This window comes from Phyllobacterium chamaecytisi (assembly GCF_020164455.1).
In the GTDB taxonomy this organism is placed as follows: domain Bacteria; phylum Pseudomonadota; class Alphaproteobacteria; order Rhizobiales; family Rhizobiaceae; genus Phyllobacterium; species Phyllobacterium chamaecytisi.
The window spans coordinates 191,354-207,994 of record NZ_JAIQWW010000008.1 but is presented as its reverse complement, the minus strand read 5'-3'; the positions used below and the strand labels follow the sequence as shown (position 1 = coordinate 207,994).

14 protein-coding genes and 1 pseudogene are annotated in these 16,641 nt (G+C 55.0%); 9 read left to right on the top strand and 6 right to left on the bottom strand.

What is annotated here, in order from left to right:
• Positions 1-10: 10 nt before the first annotated feature.
• The gene (locus LB462_RS14740) at positions 11-880 is read left to right on the top strand and encodes a pYEATS domain-containing protein (protein WP_224509074.1); all 870 of its coding nucleotides are present in this window, start codon (positions 11-13) and stop codon (positions 878-880) included.
• A gap of 270 nt (positions 881-1,150) precedes the next feature.
• Here LB462_RS14740 and LB462_RS14735 read toward each other — a convergent pair whose 3' ends face one another.
• The 3 genes from LB462_RS14735 to LB462_RS14725 form a co-directional block, all read right to left on the bottom strand.
• Positions 1,151-1,360, bottom strand: coding sequence for a cold-shock protein (locus LB462_RS14735; RefSeq protein ID WP_224509073.1), 210 nt, complete (start codon positions 1,358-1,360; stop codon positions 1,151-1,153).
• Between the two features lie 1,538 nt (positions 1,361-2,898).
• The gene (locus LB462_RS14730) at positions 2,899-3,288 is read right to left on the bottom strand and encodes a hypothetical protein (protein ID WP_224509072.1); all 390 of its coding nucleotides are present in this window, start codon (positions 3,286-3,288) and stop codon (positions 2,899-2,901) included.
• Positions 3,289-3,427: 139 nt separating this feature from the next.
• Positions 3,428-5,659, bottom strand: a complete 2,232-nt coding sequence (locus LB462_RS14725) for a patatin-like phospholipase domain-containing protein (protein ID WP_224509071.1) — start codon at positions 5,657-5,659, stop codon at positions 3,428-3,430.
• Between the two features lie 448 nt (positions 5,660-6,107).
• On the opposite strand from LB462_RS14725, the gene LB462_RS14720 reads away from it, so the two are divergent.
• Genes LB462_RS14720 through LB462_RS14710 form a run of 3 tightly spaced genes read left to right on the top strand, consistent with a single transcriptional unit; the run spans position 6,108 to position 8,227 of the window.
• Complete coding sequence (locus LB462_RS14720) at positions 6,108-6,410, top strand: hypothetical protein (protein ID WP_224509070.1); 303 nt, start codon at positions 6,108-6,110, stop codon at positions 6,408-6,410.
• A 12-nt stretch (positions 6,411-6,422) separates the two neighbouring features.
• Positions 6,423-6,818 carry a hypothetical protein gene (locus tag LB462_RS14715; RefSeq protein WP_224509069.1) on the top strand — a complete coding sequence of 132 codons (396 nt, stop codon included), beginning with the start codon at positions 6,423-6,425 and terminating at the stop codon, positions 6,816-6,818.
• A 17-nt stretch (positions 6,819-6,835) separates the two neighbouring features.
• Positions 6,836-8,227 carry a phage exclusion protein Lit family protein gene (locus tag LB462_RS14710; RefSeq protein WP_224509068.1) on the top strand — a complete coding sequence of 464 codons (1,392 nt, stop codon included), beginning with the start codon at positions 6,836-6,838 and terminating at the stop codon, positions 8,225-8,227.
• Positions 8,228-8,867: 640 nt separating this feature from the next.
• Here the strand turns inward: LB462_RS14710 and LB462_RS14705 are convergent.
• Entirely contained in the window at positions 8,868-9,332 is a 465-nt protein-coding gene (locus LB462_RS14705; protein ID WP_224509067.1) for an Lrp/AsnC family transcriptional regulator, read from the bottom strand.
• Positions 9,333-9,465: 133 nt separating this feature from the next.
• Between LB462_RS14705 and alr the strand changes: the two genes are divergently transcribed.
• The 4 genes and pseudogenes from alr (at position 9,466) to LB462_RS14685 (ending at position 13,822) form a co-directional block, all read left to right on the top strand.
• Complete coding sequence (gene alr / locus LB462_RS14700) at positions 9,466-10,599, top strand: alanine racemase (RefSeq protein WP_224509066.1); 1,134 nt, start codon at positions 9,466-9,468, stop codon at positions 10,597-10,599.
• Positions 10,600-10,627: 28 nt separating this feature from the next.
• Entirely contained in the window at positions 10,628-11,884 is a 1,257-nt protein-coding gene (locus tag LB462_RS14695; RefSeq protein ID WP_224509065.1) for a D-amino acid dehydrogenase, read from the top strand.
• Between the two features lie 36 nt (positions 11,885-11,920).
• Positions 11,921-12,302 (top strand): annotated as a pseudogene (locus LB462_RS14690) (RidA family protein).
• Positions 12,303-12,400: 98 nt separating this feature from the next.
• Positions 12,401-13,822, top strand: coding sequence for an NAD-dependent succinate-semialdehyde dehydrogenase (locus tag LB462_RS14685; protein WP_370637174.1), 1,422 nt, complete (start codon positions 12,401-12,403; stop codon positions 13,820-13,822).
• A 462-nt stretch (positions 13,823-14,284) separates the two neighbouring features.
• Here the strand turns inward: LB462_RS14685 and LB462_RS14680 are convergent, their stop codons facing one another.
• A complete protein-coding gene (locus LB462_RS14680; protein ID WP_370637173.1) occupies positions 14,285-14,449 on the bottom strand; it encodes a hypothetical protein in 165 nt (54 codons plus the stop codon).
• Between the two features lie 69 nt (positions 14,450-14,518).
• Between LB462_RS14680 and LB462_RS14675 the strand changes: the two genes are divergently transcribed.
• Positions 14,519-15,616, top strand: coding sequence for an IS1595 family transposase (locus LB462_RS14675; RefSeq protein WP_224509064.1), 1,098 nt, complete (start codon positions 14,519-14,521; stop codon positions 15,614-15,616).
• On the opposite strand, the gene LB462_RS14670 is transcribed toward LB462_RS14675, so the two are convergent.
• Entirely contained in the window at positions 15,553-16,611 is a 1,059-nt protein-coding gene (locus tag LB462_RS14670; protein WP_224509063.1) for a porin, read from the bottom strand. The genes LB462_RS14675 and LB462_RS14670 overlap by 64 nt on opposite strands.
• Between the last annotated feature and the right edge of the window lie 30 nt (positions 16,612-16,641).

Below are 16,641 nucleotides of genomic sequence, written 5' to 3'. Positions count from 1 at the left end.
GGGGAATAATATGTCAGAGCAGAAAAAGTTCAAGGATAACGATTGGACGACATTGCGCGCAGCATTCGTACGCGAAGAACTGCGTCGATATCGCATCGCGTCATATGCGCTCCTGAGTATTGCCACGCTAACGTTCAGTTTTCTCGTTCTTCTCGTCACTCGGGATTTTCGGGAGCCCACCTGGCAATTCATTGCGCTATTGGGTTTCGCCAGCGTTTGCGTCGCGCTGCCTCTCTTGAGCAAAGTCAATTTTTCCAAGGACGGGGGCAGCGTAGAGGTTTCCAACCCGATCGAACTCATCGACCAGATGGAAACGAGGGCCCAAGCCGCCCGGAGCGAAAGCTTCGAACAAACGCGAAAACAGATTGGCGCGCTGTCCGTACAGATTTCCGAACTCCTCGCCAAGTTGGAAAATGGCCCTGTTTCGCCAGGAGCACCGAGCGAGCCCGGCTCCAAAGACGCTCTAGAGAAAATTGAACCATCCATGCACGAGATCCGGGCATTGCTTCCGGCACCCACCATTGTCGATGACCCGCAAAAGGGGCGGTTTGGCGGGCAGGAATCCAATCCGTCCAGGGCACTCTCTGCCAAGGTTTCGCCGTCGGATTTGAATCCTCGTTGGCAAAAGGTGATTTTTACACTCAAGGCCACCGACAGAAGGCCCCTGAAAGGCGCTTATGCTTATTTTTTCCTTCACGACACATTCGAACCGAACGCTTATCGCGTTAAAATTCGCCCAGGGTCGTTTTCCGTGTCGTTCGAAGCAACCGCCGTGGGCGCATTCACGGTGGGCGTCATCGCAGACGACGGCGACACCAAGCTTGAACTGGATCTCGCCTCTGCAAATATCGATGCTCCGAAGGACTGGAAGGAGCGCTAATCAAGCCGTCACTGTAGATGCGGCCATCAAAACTGAATCGCAATTTTCTCATCAGAAACGAATGGCCGCTGTTGAGGCCCTTTCGCGGATGGTGTGTGCAGCCGGAGGGCCGATTTCTCAGGCGACGACACTTGGGCATATTCCTGCAAAACGGGCTGATCGCCGCTTGGAGCCGAGTGTGGTTCCATTCGCGGCAGCAGACGATCTGTCAGTGCTGCACTCTGGTCCAGCTTGAACGGAGGCTGCGCTTCGCGACAGCCTGTAGAGCGGTCAACTAACGCTCAACTGATCAGCCGACATTTTGCCAGTTCTTTTGTCCTGCACGATTTCGTAGCTGATCTTCTGTCCGTCGTTGAGTCCGCGCAATCCTGCGCGCTCAACTGCGGAGATATGTACGAACACATCTGCATCGCCGCTATCGGGCTGAATAAATCCGAAACCCTTTTGCGAATTGAACCATTTGACTGTTCCAGTAGCCATTTTAAAGTCCTTCTGTTGGAAATGACAGCGTATCGACGGTGCGAGACAGGATCAAGCCGTGGTTTTGCCGAGGGACGGGATGCCCCAACCGCCAAGCCTTCCAAAGATAAGCATGCTGACCGAAGACCTGACGTGAAGTGGTCAACGCGTATCTGAAACCGTGCGCCGCGGGTTGATGCAACTGATACCGACCGATTAAGTCGGATTACCTAGTTGATCGCACCATCCGACCCGATATGCTGGCAGTGCTGGCGGTCTTGCCGGTGGTCATTTCCCGGTTTCAGATACGCCTTTACGGGACAATGGCCCTTCTATCCCTCCCAAGAAGAGACCCGCTGAGGGTTTGAGGTCTGGCGGAAGCCCGCGCTTCTTTTCACACGCCAGACCTCTTTGGGTTGCAACGCGGTTGGGAACCAATGCCAATATTGCGCCCGACACTTTTTCGGTCGCCGGACCTGGGTTTAAACAAATGTGCTCAATTGCGGTCTATTGATGATCATCGCTTAATATTACGGTACTGAGCGACATGAGGTAGGGGAAAAATGCAACCTGATCCGCTAGATACGAGAGATTTGCTGATAATTACAGCTCTGGTCGCAGTTGCAATTCTTGTATTCAGCACAGCTGTATCCGCCATTAGCGAAGCCAAGCCCAAATTCGTTGCACCTCCGGCGGTTGCCCGCAGGTGAGTCATACTGCCAATGAAGTGCACGCCAGGCGGACAAATCTTTGCTTTTTTGATCCCGTTTGTCAGCCATACTCATGTTCGCCGTTCTGACTCCGGTGGTGCCCGCCATGGCCGCCTTTGCAGGTTTTTGCGGAATTATCTACCAAATACCACGAAATATCATCTAAGCTATTGATGGAATTCAACAAATTACTCGCTGAGAAGGCGATTAATCACATCTATTCAGGCATAATCTGGCATCTAATCGGATAGAATTGGCGCGCTGGATACGACCGCGCCTGAGCGTCTGAAGGTATTGCGAATGATCGCGACCATCGAAAGCATTGGCTCTTGGCATCGCACAGATGGAAGCAAGCTATCCGACCAAGAAGTCGAGCGCCTTCTGGCCAACCTTGAGATCAAGCGATTTCACAAATCGCGACGAGCAGGAGGTTGATTGCGCCGAGGCAATGGAAACCGTTGCCTGTTATTCGCGACCAGTTCAAGTATTTGACATCAGCAATTGTTGAAAAAACTAAAATTCGATTCGAATGATCCAGAGTTGCCATTTTCCCCGCTCACCGTTTCAAGGGTTCCATGAAAGCTGCAAAACCATTCATTATAGAAATCAAGTGCAACGGACGTCGCGCTGTTATTAAAGACAAGGCAACGCTCTGAGACGCAGAACAGCTGAAATTAGCGGCAGCCGAAGATACTGAGAACTTATTGAACGAGCCGTCTGCCCCCACACAATCAAAATGAGCTTGCCACAGCCCCACTATGGCGATCGTCCCCCGCCATGCATGCCCGAGCGACGTCGTCATCAAGGTCTTGTTGAGCACATGACCGAGCTGAGGCGTGCTCGCGGGGTCTATTTTTTTAAGGCAGCCTCGATCATTTCTTTAGCCTTTTTCACGCTCTCCCTTACGGCAAGGAACAATTTCGGAGAAAACTTCAATACAGATTTTGCCTTCTCGTGCGAAATTGCGGGGTTGCTTTTCTCGACGTCGGTTACCTTCTTCACATTGGCGATCATTTTTATTTCGGCGTTTGGCGGGGTGAATTCGACCATCTTGGACCCTCCCCCTTCCAGTTTTTCAACAAGTTCATCGAGGGTGTCGATAGAGTATAGTCTATCATCTCCAAGACGAACAAGCCTGGCTCCTTTCCACTCAAAGTCAAAAGCTTCACGAATCCATAAAACGTCGTCCGCGTCGATGTATTCGATATCGCCTGCCGGCATTCTAATAGCAATTAACATGAACTTTCCCTCCCGTTTGATACGGCGGCTTACCCTCTCGCCGGTTTTTCCATTCGAACTCTAGCTACGTACATTTAGTCAACCACTGCCGCCGCTAGTGAATGCGTCAGTATTCTTGGATCGGTCGACAACACCAGACTCATGAGGTTGTCGTTGGCTGTTGGGTTTGCGAGCGGTGTGTTGCGAGTTGCGGGTCTGGTAGGTCTGCTGTTTCACCCCGCGGATCCGTATCGACAAGCGGCCTTAGGCGCATATGCATTTTTGGACGCGGCGATCGTCCCAACGGTGCTGAATTGTCGAACGTTGCGTCCGGCATGGCGCGTGTCCGGTCAGCCATCTGACACGCGAGTTTCTCCAATTTGTTGGTAAATGTCTTATAGAAGCGCCGCGCGGCGGGAGACGCGTCATAACCGACGCCATTTGTGGGCCGGGCGATCAGGCCACTTAGCTTCGTCTCTCTGCGGAGGTCTGCTGCCTTATCGGAGGCGTCCCGCGACGTTACAAATCGGCGAGACAGGTCCTCGAACGCCGCCATGAAATTGCGGAACCTTATCCATCTATGACTGGTGAATACTCTCGGGTTATCCAGTTGACCGGTCTCTGGATCAGTCATTTCAAACGGATCAAACCTCGCGGCGATCAACATTCCCGCAGCCCTTCCGCGGAAATCGAGCTCCAAAATCGTCTGCGCGGGCATGTCGAGGTTTACCCCACCCTCATTCTCGCGAAGCGCGATGTTTACAACACGTTCCCGAACCCCAGGGGCAACAAGCATCTGATTGTCGCTCCAGCAACGCGACGTGTTGAAAAGAGTCTTGAAGAAGGCGACAAGGGGCATCCCGCGGGATTTCTCAAACGCGGTGAAGGGCGCGACGGGCATCTCGTCGCCCTTGTTCATTGTGACAAATCCCCACACGTCATCATGCGGCTTCGGGTCACCAGGGCTGACTTGAAGAGGATGGGCGGCCATGCGTTCCTGGGACTGCGATCGAGCAATGGGTTTCGCTTCCTCTTTGGCACTATGCGCCAGATCAGCTCCGCTCTGGTTTGCCTCTTCAGCGGAAAGAGCTCGAACCCTGGACGCTTCGGCGTCGAAATCAATCAAATTCAGACAAAAAGTGGGCCGTGATGGGATCGGGCTGTCAAAGAAATGGATTGGAAAGTTTGACGTCAATCCCCCGTCTGAGAACCATACCTTGCGCAACTTAAACTTGCCCTCGTTGTCCTTCGTGGCGAAGTCTGGGGTGTGTAACGGTACCGCGGACAGGAGAAATGGAAAGCTAAGCGACAAGCGTGCGCCAAAGACAACGGGCAGTTCGCCCGGCTTGGGCAATCGGATAAAATTGGGATGAAGCCTCGCAACCTCCTTTTCGTAGTCACCCTGGTGCTCCTCCATCCATCGCACGATCTCGCCTGGGAAAAAGTCTTTCAATATGGCGAGATCTGCATAAAGCGCCGATGGGCTCTCCAGAAAGGGAATCTGTGCGGTTCGGTTACGGCTGATGTCGCTGGCGATCATCGCGAGTTCGATCGACCGCGGGCTGGAGTCTCCAGCCGAGGTTGAAGGTGCACCCCCCGTGGGCAAAGGAGCGCGCCAAAGGTCACCAAACGTTAGCGGGCCATCCAATTTACCAGATGCGTCTTGTATGACGCGATGCATCCAAGGAGTCAGGCCATCAAAGGTTGCCCCAGCGCCGCCAAGTGCGGGGTTGGTGTTGCCGGTACACACGCCATAGTAGTTGCTTTGCCAAGCCACCAGCCAGTGTCTCACTAGCATGTAAGCTACGGTCAGCAGCCAGACTACGATCATTGCCAATCCCGAAATAGGAAGGGCGATGAAAAACGGCAGGACGGCATTCGCAAGTAGAAGTGCGCTGAGTAAGTAGAGACCTGCGAGGGCAACGATGATGAGTGGCAAGCAGAATTGCCAAGCGGTCAATGTTAGGCTCATAACATCGGCGAGTTTTTTCCATACATTCCCGTCGCCAACGATCGGGGTCGCCAAGGCCATGAGCGGCCTCGTTGATTTTTCCGGGGTGAATAAATGAAAGAGGCGCGAGTGATTTCCGGAGCGCTCAGCAAGGGTTTTAGAGATCTTGCCAATTTGCCTGAATGTTTCTTGTTCAGTCCTGCCGTTCCGCCGTCCAAACTCGGCCGCAGCAGTCACCGCTGCGGCTATTGCGCCGACAGACGTCCCACCGATGCTTCGAAAAGAATAACGCCGTGCAATCATCTCGACAGCACCGGGATAGATGATCCCGCTTGTCACACCTCCCGCCATCACGATGTCGCATTCTAGTCTTGCCGCCGAACCGGCGTTGACAGTTTCAGTACTTTCTCGATCTCTCTCAAACTGTCCAGGATCGTTCATAGCCCCTCCCCCCTTATCAGAACTGCAAGCCAATCGAATTACGCGTCAAAAGACGCGACCAATGTGTCTGCGTAATTCGTCCAAATCTGTCGTGCCGCCTTTAGCCGACTGCAACGCCATGACGGCCGTAGCCACGGCCCTCGGGCGCGACGTTGTACCGATGGCGCGAATGCGTTCATGATTGCCGCCCATCTAACGGGGGCAGTTCAGGAGTTTGTATGCGACGGTAGACCTGAGCAATTTCAACGACGGCGGCTCAGGTTCAAGTTCTTCCCCACAGTCCATAGTACAGCGGATAGAACAAAACAAAAATAATCCAATCAGGTTAGCTCCATGTTTGATTGACGCAGCTTGCCAAAGCCTTCCGCAGGTGAGAGCATCCGAACTTATGACAAAAGCTCTACCCGCGAGGCAACCGCGGGAATGCGGATTCATTGGGGGAATTCACATGGACTTGTCGAATGCCAGCCAGTTGGAACTCACCATCTCTTCAATCTTCAACGAGGAAGCCAGCAAGGTTTCTGCAGGTCTGGGACCTATTGCGCGAGACGCGGCACAGCCACTTATCGCACCTGGCCGGACATGGCCGAATGACGAACTAAGGAACGTCGATGTTGAGATGCTCCGAAAAGCAATCCGCAGCGTCGTCGAGGAACTCCAAAGCCCGTCGAGGCCGTCACAATCGGTAAATAGCTTTACCGTACAGGAGGCACTCCTGAAGTCGACATGTCACTATCTCTGGTTTTGCTAAGGAGATGGGAATATGCCCGACAAGGAAGGTCTGGTCACGGCCATCGAGTTCACCAAATTCGTTCTGACATTGGACGGTGCTCTTATCGCTTTTTTGACTGGCACGTCGTTTCTTGCGCAAATTGATCCTGGATGGGAGAGAACTGCCCTCATCGTCGCCCTCATATTGTTGGGGAGTAGTCTCGCCGCGGGTGTCCTTGTTTACATGCGTGGCGCGACAATGTTGAGCGATCAAAACTATGACCTTGCCGACCGCGGTCTTAAGATCCCGGGTATGATAAACGTTATTGGTTTTGCCTCTGGCGCTGTTGCTGTGGCTGTGCTTGCGATTGTAGCGCTTGTGTTCCAGCCCCCGGAGGCCGCCAAGAGCAATCCGCTGCCATTGGTGTGCATCATGTGCCGAATGTAGAAATGTACGAGGGATCGATGCTGGCCCAGGATTGGTTGAATCAAAGGAAACAAAGCCTTGAACTGATGGAGTGGCTCCTGGCTTTCCAGCCGAAGGAACTTCCGCCAGACCTGAAAGAACAACTGGTTCGTATCGGCATCAAATCACTCTCCCCGGCCGAAGCTTATTCTGCTCTCATGGGGATGGATTGGGCACTTAGCGAGTTTAAGACCCTGTTGCCGGCACTCGCCCCTGAAATCCAAGAATGCTTGAAATTGTCGGACCGGCTGGCCGTGGGGTCAGTTCATGATACGGAATTCAACGGGTTCGCTATAAACTTGAAGGATGATCAGGGTATCGCTATTGTTTTTTTCTCGGGGGCATTTTTTACACTCAACATGGCCGCGGGGTTGTTATGCCTTGCCGCTGAGCCTCAGTTTCAAACAAGAATATGTGACGCCGGCTCGCTCACCTTTGGCATTCCAAATTCGGAATCGATACGCCTGATGCGGGAGGCGCAGCTGCGATATTGGTGGGATTCGCTAAAACCTTCGCCGATCGAGTTTGTCTCCTGGAACCTGCCTCACTTTGTGAGAAGATATTGTGATCTTGGCGTAAGCGACACACCGGATGCGTTGCGCCCGTTCGAGCCACTGCCCCTGCCCGGGGATCCGAAGCGCTATGGACATCCTTTGGAGGCCTCCAGCTATCTGGCTGCTTACGGGAGACGGTTCCTGTTGTTGCACGAATGCGGGCATGTTGCACTTAATCATCTGACCGCAGATGAGAAACCGGTAAAACCGATAGCCGAACGGGAGTATGAGGCCGATCGGTGGGCCTTTGAAAACTTGATATACGCCCATAAGACCGAACAGGAAAAGGCCGTTTCCCTCTTGGGCGCTTGGATGGTCCTGACAACATTGAAATGGTTCGAAGAATATGCGCCTATTGAAGCAGGTAGCCATCCTCCTGCGGCAAGTCGGCTCGATCGATTGATCGTCTTCGTAGAGGATGAAGCCGACACAAGAGCGGAGTTTCGGGATGACGCCAGCAGATTGCTGCGTCAAACGGCCAAGCTCGCAGACGATATGCATCAGGCGTCGGAGCAGATGAGATCTGACCTGGCACAGATCGGCGACAGCCTTTGGTCTTGCATCGAGCTTTGCAGTCTGGAAGGCGATACCACGGCCTTTCGAGATCAGTTTCCAAGGTGGCTCCTCCAGGGTGTGCCTGACAAACTTTCAAGGGCATTTGCGAATGCCAGGAGGCGGGTCGCGGAGGAAACTGCCTCAGCCGCAGAGATAAATCCGCAACTGGCGCTTAAGCAAGAAATGCTCGATTGGGCTCTCCGGGCGGCCACGCATTCCAATTCACAGAGGCTGGCTGCATTTATCAGGGCAACAGACTACTACGCGGACCGAGCGACCTAGCGCGCAACGGCATCTGCAATACTAGGCGAATTTCTGGCATACCAACTAGGCGAACTACCGCCAGTTTTCAGGAAACCCACCCTTCCTGATGTTCGACTACCGAGAAGCTGGCAAACCTCAACGCCGAATCATATTTCCTTGGGCCACCCCGTCGGATTTGTAAAAGATTGATGATTGTTGTCGAGCATCAGAATGCGCGCGTCTGCGAAACGTAAACCTTTGTCGAGGTAGCTTTTTTGACAAGCAAAAGAACTCCAATCCCATTGATTTGGCTTCATCATGTTGATTGACAGCATCAACCACGCGATCGTCGTCCAACCCAAGATGATGTTGATGCTGTCAACTTGTCGACTGCCCGCGCCGAACCAGTCATTGATCTAACCGTCGGGGAGCAGTTGAGATGCCCCGTCAGGGGTCGTATTGACCCGGACTGCCAGGATTGGAAGCACTCTCATTCTACTGAGACGGATGAGGAAGGATATCGCAGCGATTAGCGCGTCCAGTGGGCTGTGCAATTGCTGGAGGCTCAGGATGGAGCCTTAACCCAAGATTGCTGCGCATTTCGCGCGGACTTTGATAGCGTCAACCTCCGAGTGCGGGCAAAGCAATTCCTGTTGACGCTATGCGTAGCCATCCGCTGTCATCGCTTTTTCGTCGATCTTACAGCGAGCACATTACGAATAGAAAAGCTGGAATGGATCCGCAACACCCCAGGTAACGTCGACAGGATCTCCTTATGAATGCGCTCGAATTCCCCGGCGTTTTCTACTTCCACCCGCAGCAGGTAATCAGATCCACCGGTCATCAGAAAACACTCCCTGATCTCAGGATGTTTGCGTACAGCCGCCTCGAACCGGTCGAGGTAATCCTCGGTCTGCCTTTCAAGGGTGATATTAATAATCACCGCGATCGTCGCATCCGTATTTGCAGTATCCACCAGCGCCATGTAGCCACGGATCACTCCGGCCTGTTCCATAATTTTGATGCGGCGCAAACAGGCGGATGGTGACAAGCCAACTTCGGACGCAAGCTTGGTATTGCTCATGCGCGCATCAAGGCGCAGCAGTCTGAGAATATTCCGATCGATTGTATCGAGGCCGGCCATGAGCGATTACTCCAAAATTTCGCGGTTTCTTCTAAGAAACATAGAATTTTGAAATTATCAATTACGAATTAATGGGAAATTCGATGATCATTTCAATATGCTCATAGAGGTCTAGAGTTAAGAGAAACCACAGATGCGAACCGCAAGACTGGAACATGCAAACTATTACGGGTCGGTTTTGGAAGGTTCTTCCGGCTATCTAACAATCGATCTTGGGGCGCTTGGCCGCAACTACGAAAAGCTCTCCTTCATGCTGACGCCCTCCCGTGCTGCGGCCGTTGTCAAGGCGGATGCTTACGGGCTCGGTGCCGAACGGGTCGCAAAGACTCTCTACGGCAAGGGGTGCCGGCATTTCTTCGTCGCCCAGTTCGTTGAGGCTGTCCGACTTCGCCCTGCCCTCGCCTGCGATGCCAAGATTTTCGTGCTTAACGGCTTACAACCGGGCAACGAGATCGCCTGTGCTGAAAGCGGCGTCATCCCGGTTCTCAATTCGCTGGAACAGTGGCGGCGATGGTCTGCCGCCGCCGCCAGCGTCAAGCGCACCCTCCCGGCGGTGCTGCAGTTCGACACCGGCATGTCCCGGCTCGGTTTTCCGCCGGAAGAAACGGTAGATCTGGCGTTGGCCGTCAAGGACAGCGGCAATGTCGAGATACAGTTCATCATGAGCCATCTCGCCTCGGCCGACGAATTGGACAGCGATCAGAACGGCGAGCAGCTTGCCGAGATGACCCGCATCGCCGATGCGTTCCCAGGCTTTGATATTTCCGTGGCCAATTCCGGCGGCATTTTCCTGGGCAGTGACTATCACCGTGTCCTCGCCCGTCCCGGTATCGCGCTCTATGGCGGCGCGCTGACGGCTGGAGAGCCGAACCCGATGGAGCTCGTCATCAGTCTCGATGTCGCAGTCGTCCAGACCCGCATCGTGCCGGCCGGCACCAAGGTCGGTTACGGCGGCGCGTACGTTACGCAGGGTGAAACGCGCCTGGCAACCATCGCCGCCGGCTATGCCGACGGCCTCCCGCGTAGCCTGAGCGACCGCGGCGCGGTCTACCATAATGGCGTACGCCTGCCGATCGTCGGTCGCGTGTCGATGGACAGCATGACTGTCGACATTTCCGCACTAGCCGCGGGCACGCTGACGATAGGCAGCCTCGTTGAAGTCCTTGGTCTGAATCAAACGCTTGAGGACCTCGCCCACGACGCCGGCACCATATCCTACGAAATCCTGACCGGTCTCGGTGACCGCTATCATCGGCAATATCGCTGACATCAGCTGCTGCATCATTGGGGAAAACATGAAAGTCATCGTTCTCGGAGCCGGCATCATCGGCGTGACCACTGCCTATCAGCTCGCCAAAGCCGACCATGAGGTCACTGTCATCGACCGGCAGCAGGGGCCGGCACTTGAGACGAGCTTTGCCAACGCCGGCCAAGTTTCCTTCGGCTATTGCTCGCCATGGGCGGCGCCCGGCATTCCCATGAAGGCGTTGAAATGGCTGTTCATGCAGCACGCCCCACTGATCCTGCGACCGAAGTTCGACCCCGCCATGTTATCGTGGCTGGTGAAGATGCTGGCGAATTGTACGTCCGAGCGCTATGCAATCAACAAGGGCCGCATGCTTCGCCTGGCAGATTATAGTCGAATTGCGTTAGCCGAGGTGCGCGCGGAAACCGGTATCGCCTATTACAAGGGCATGCAGGGCACGCTGCAGCTTTTTCGGACACAGCAACAACTCGATGCGTCGGCGAAAGACGTCAAGGCTTTGGCGGCCGACGGTATCCCTTACGAAGCTTTGGACCGCGATGGCTGCGTCCGTTCTGAGCCGGCGCTTGTTCATGTCCGCGACAAGATCGTTGGCGGTCTCTTAACGCCGAGGGACGAAACAGGCGACTGTTTCAAGTTCACCAATGCACTGGCCGCGTCAGCAGATCGCATGGGTGTCCGCTTCCTCTACAACACGGTCGTCAAACGGCTTGATGTCGAGGGAGGACGGCGCGTGCGCGGGGTTGCGACCGATCGCGAACGGATGATAAGCGCAGATGCGGTCGTGGTGGCATTCGGCAGCCATTCGCCACTCTTCTTGAAACCCTACGGCATCAAACTGCCGGTCTACCCGGTCAAGGGCTATTCATTGACAATCCCTATCACCGATGCGTCGCGGGCGCCGGAATCGACAGTGATGGACGAGACCTACAAGATCGCGATTACCCGGCTCGGAGACCGTATCCGCGTCGGCGGTATGGCGGAAATCTCCGGCTATACCAACGACCTCGGCCAGGCCCGCCGCCGCACGCTGGAACACTCCGTTACAGATCTCTTCCCCGGCGGCGACGTTTCCAGGGCGACCTTCTGGTCCGGCCTGCGACCGATGACCCCGGATGGAACGCCTGTCATCGGCCCGACGAAGATCGCCGGCCTCTTCCTCAATACTGGCCACGGCACGCTCGGCTGGACGATGAGCACCGGTTCGGCTCGCGTCGTCAGCGATCTTGTCGGCGGCCGTAAGACTGAGATCGACGCCACCGATCTGGCGATCCTCCGGTATGCCTAAAACAACAGTCGAAGAACTTCCATCAAGGATTAGAACATGCTGACAGAAATCAAGACGAATGGCGCACCCGCAGCGGTTGGCCCCTATTCCCAGGCGATCAAAGTCGGACAGCTGCTTTACGTATCGGGCCAGCTTCCTATCGACCCTGCCACTGGTGAGTTCAACTCCGATGATCCGGTAAAGCAAGCAGACCAATGCCTGCAAAATATTCGGGCGATCGCAGTTTGCGGCTGGCACCGACCTGTCCAAGACAATCAAGACCACGGTGCTCCTGACCGATCTCGGCCAGTTCGCAGATATCAATCGCGTCTACGCCGGATTTTTCGGCCATCCTTTTCCGGCTCGCGCGTGCTATGAGGTCAGCGCACTTCCCAAAGGTGCAAAGGTCGAGATCGAAGCAATAATCGGGGTGGAATAAACGGCAAGACCTCCGCTTGCCCAAAATTGTAGAGTGCTAGTATGTTGAAGATGCCGAACGCTCTGACACGACGTCTTAAAGATCCAGGAGTATTCGGCATGCTTGATCGCGTGTCGGCACTGGGCAATGTCGTCACCAAGCGCACCTTTCAGGTTTTCAATCCGTCGACCGGTGAGTTGCTCGCCGAACTGCCTGATATGGGCATCGAGGAAACGCAGGCGGCGATCGAGCGGGCTTATGTGGCGCAAGCCGGATGGGCGGCACTCACCGCGCGCGAGCGCTCCGACGCGCTCTGGCGCTGGCACCAACTGATTGTCACCCATACAGACGATCTCGCCGCCGTCCTGACGGCCGAAATGGGAAAGCCGTTTGCCGAGGCGAAGTCCGAAGTCTCGCACGCCGCCGCCTATCTGAAGTGGTATGCCGAGGAGGCAAACCGCATCTATGGCGAGACGATTTCAGCCCCCTCGACCGACCGACGCATGCTTGTGATCAAGCAGCCGATTGGCGTAGTCGGCGCGATCACGCCGTGGAATTTCCCGGCCTCCATGGTGGCGCGCAAGATTTCCCCGGCGCTCGCCGCCGGATGCACGATCGTGCTCAAGCCCGCCGAACAGACGCCGCTCGTGGCAGGCGCAATGTTCGCGCTCGCTCATCAGGCTGGTTTGCCTGAAGGCGTGGTCAATCTGATCTACGCATCGGAAGGTGACGCCGTTGGCCGAGAACTCTGTTCCAACCCAAAAGTCCGCAAGGTCAGTTTCACCGGCTCGACTGAGGTGGGGCGGCAGCTGATGCGGCAATGCTCGGACCAGATCAAGAAAGTCAGCCTCGAACTCGGCGGCAATGCGCCCTTTATCGTCTTTGACGACGCCGATGTCGATGCGGCCGTCGACGGTGCTATCCAAGCAAAGTTTCGCAATGCCGGGCAAACCTGCGTTTCAGCGAACCGGATCTATGTACAGGCTGGCGTGCACGACGAATTTGCGGACAAACTCACCGAGCGGGTGCGCACGCTTGTGGTCGGCGACGGATTCGATCCCGACGTTTCGATCGGCCCGCTGATTGATACGAGGGCCCTTACAAAGATCCAAGGTCATATTACTGATGCGCTGGAGAAAGGCGGTGTTATTCGCTGTGGCGGCCGACAGGTCGGCGGCGGAGGCACCTTTTTCCAGCCCACAGTTCTGACCGGAATAACCGGGAATATGCTGCTCGCCCAGGAAGAGACCTTCGGCCCGCTGGCACCGATCATCCGTTTCGAGGATCCCGAGCAGGTGGTGCGCCAAGCCAACGACACGATCTACGGCCTCGCCGCTTATTTCTATGCCTCCAGTCTCAAGCGTGTCTGGCGTGTGGCCGAAGCACTCGAATACGGCATGGTTGGTATCAATACCGGCCGCATGTCGTCGGAAGCGGCGCCCTTCGGCGGCATGAAACAATCCGGAATCGGTCGTGAAGGGTCCCGTCACGGCCTGGAGGACTACCTCGAGATGAAATATCTTTGCATGGGTGGCATGTAGTCGCCCAGCACGGGAACACGGACATGCAAAAAGATTGGTAAAGGACGCGAGGCGGCATTTTCCAAAGTCATGAAAGGACTCGCGCCGTTGATCTTCAGCGCGCAGGTGACATATAAAATTTTCGTTGGGTCGACATGGCCCAACCGGCACTTCAATCTCCACCAGATTGCATTTGGAGTTTCCATAGTTAAGGAGTGCGAGCGCTTGATAACGTTCGACGGCTGTGGCCACCGACCGCTGACGGAGGTTTCCCGGCCCCTCCCTCCCGCGCCAATCCCGTGAGCTAAAAACATAAAAAAACGGTGAGCTTTGCAGCTCACCGTTCTGTGAGAATGTGGACTGGAGATCGATCCCATCTTCACATTTTGGTACTGCAGTCCTTCTACAGCACCAAACTCAATTTGATTGTCGTTGTTTAGATGGGTGCGGGGGCATGCGCCCCCGGACCTTGCAGAATCGGGCCTAGAAATTACGCTGGAAGCGGATCATTCCACCGAATGCATCGTCGTTGCCGCCATTTGCTTCAGAGTTTACCTGACGAGCACCATCAAACTTGGTGTAGTTGATTTCTGGCGTGATCACGAAGCCAGGAACCAGTTCGTAACGTACGTGGCGTTTATCAACCAAAGACAGCAATATCGTTGTATCTCGTTGATTAATATGCGATTCTTCGACTGAATACCAAGGGAGAGCGCTATGACCCAATCGATACTTGATGTGCTTGCCAACATTCGGACAGTGGATGAAATGGTTGCTGCTTTCCGGGATGAAAGACGATGTCGCAGGTTGCTGGAAAGCATGGTGTGGCCGGACGGCAGAATTTGCCCGTCGTGTGGCTATCGACACTCGATAGCGATTGCCGGGCGCAGTACGAATAAACGGCGGGCTCGCCCAGGTCTTTATCAATGCTCGAGTGGGGAATGTCGTTTTCAGTTCACGGTGACAACGCACACGCCACTGCATTCGACCAAACTGCCTTTGCGTGTCTGGTTGCGGGCCATGTGGTTGTTGCTTCAGTCGGACAAGGGCATGTCGTCGGTACGGCTAGCTGAGACCCTCGGGGTCAGCCAGCCGACAGCCTGGCGGATGGGACATGCATTGCGCCTCATGGTGGCACGGGAGCATATGCTTGATGGCACCGTAGAGATCGACCATTTTTATCTCGGCGGACGTGCGAGAAAGGAGAAAGACGCTCCTCCTCCAGGTCGGGGCCGAAAGGGTCAGGTAAAGACAGAGAAAATGCCAGTTTTGGCGATGGTGCAGCGTCCGGCGGGCAGATCACCCGGTACTGCGGCTGGTGATGCAAGGGCCACAATTGTGACAGGTCTTTCATTGCGCGCGGCAGAACGCGTGATTGAAACGCAAGTTGGGTCCGACACCCATTTGATGAGCGATGAGGCAAAGGCCTTTATCGCGATCGGCGAAAGCTTTGCCGGACATGAGACCGTGAAACATGCCAGTGGCGAATATGCCCGTGGTAGTGTCCATGTCAATTCGACCGAGGGGTTCAACTCTCGTGTCCGACGGACCATTGCCGGTGTTTTCCATCACATCAGCCCGCAGCATGCTGATCTGTATTTCCATGAAATCGGCTTCCGCTGGGCCCAGCGCGTCGTAACCGGCAGCGTTGTTCGCAAGACCCGGCATGGCCGAGAAATGGTAAGAACTCTATGGTCGCGAGTCCCGCCGGCGCTGCAACTGCCGAATGTTTTTCGCGCTGCTACAGGACGTCAGATGCGCAGAAGTCCAGATGGCGGGATCATCCTTAAATCAACCGTAGCTGTCTTTGGTTGATAAAGGCGACGTACGTTAAGAGCGAAAGCGTAGGTGCCTTCGGATTCGTAAGCAGCCTGCGCGTTAATGGTTGCCTTGTCAGTAACCTTGGCTGACAAACCGCCCCAAGCAGCCCAATCACCTTCCCAAGCACCGAAGAAGTTACGGTTGTTCAGATTAACGACGGCTCTGCCGGTAACTGGACTAATCGTATAGCTGTCGTCGTAATCGGACTGATAGCCGCCCATGATGAAGGCGGAGATCGTATCGGAGAACTTCACATCCAAACGCAACTTCGCAGCAACGTCTTCAACGTTGGAGTCATAACCAACAACACCGGAGATCGCGCCCCAGCCCTGTTCGAACTTCGCACCAGCAATAACGTGTGGCATGTAGTCTTCGATGACATAGTTGCCACCGAGGGCGCTGTCGCCGTCCTGTCCCTGTTCAGCAGCGATGATCGCCGAGAAGCCATTGCCGCCCTTGAATGTGTAGCTGACCTGGTTGCTCGTGCCCGACTGGTAGTTGATCACGTCATCGTTGATGACGTTGCCAGCATAACCGGTCCATGAACCGAAGATTTCGTCGGCAACACCGATGCGGAAGCCGCCGAGTTCAATGAAGGCCTGCGGAAGCGAACCGCCGTTATCAATGCCGTTGGTGAACTGGAAACGGCCCTGGATGTAAGAGCGCAGAGTCCCGAGTTCGGTTTCCGAACGGGCGTCGAAACGGACTTCGGCGCGGGTACGCTTGTACCAGGTCTCATTGCCTTTGGCGCCAACGTTTCCGCCGCTATAAACGTTGTCGCCGCCCTTGGCATCATAACGGACATAGCCGCTGACCTTCAAGCAGGTCTCGGTCCCCGGAATGTAGAAGAAGCCTGCGCCGTAAGCGTCGCAAACCCTAACGTATTCGACGGGCTCTGGTTCAGCAACAACGACTGCGTCCGCAGCACGTGCGCCGGTAACTGCAACGATGGTCGCAGCGGAGCCAAGTAGAAGGCTCTTGATATCCATGAATTACTCCTTGTTTAAGTTTGCGTAGTC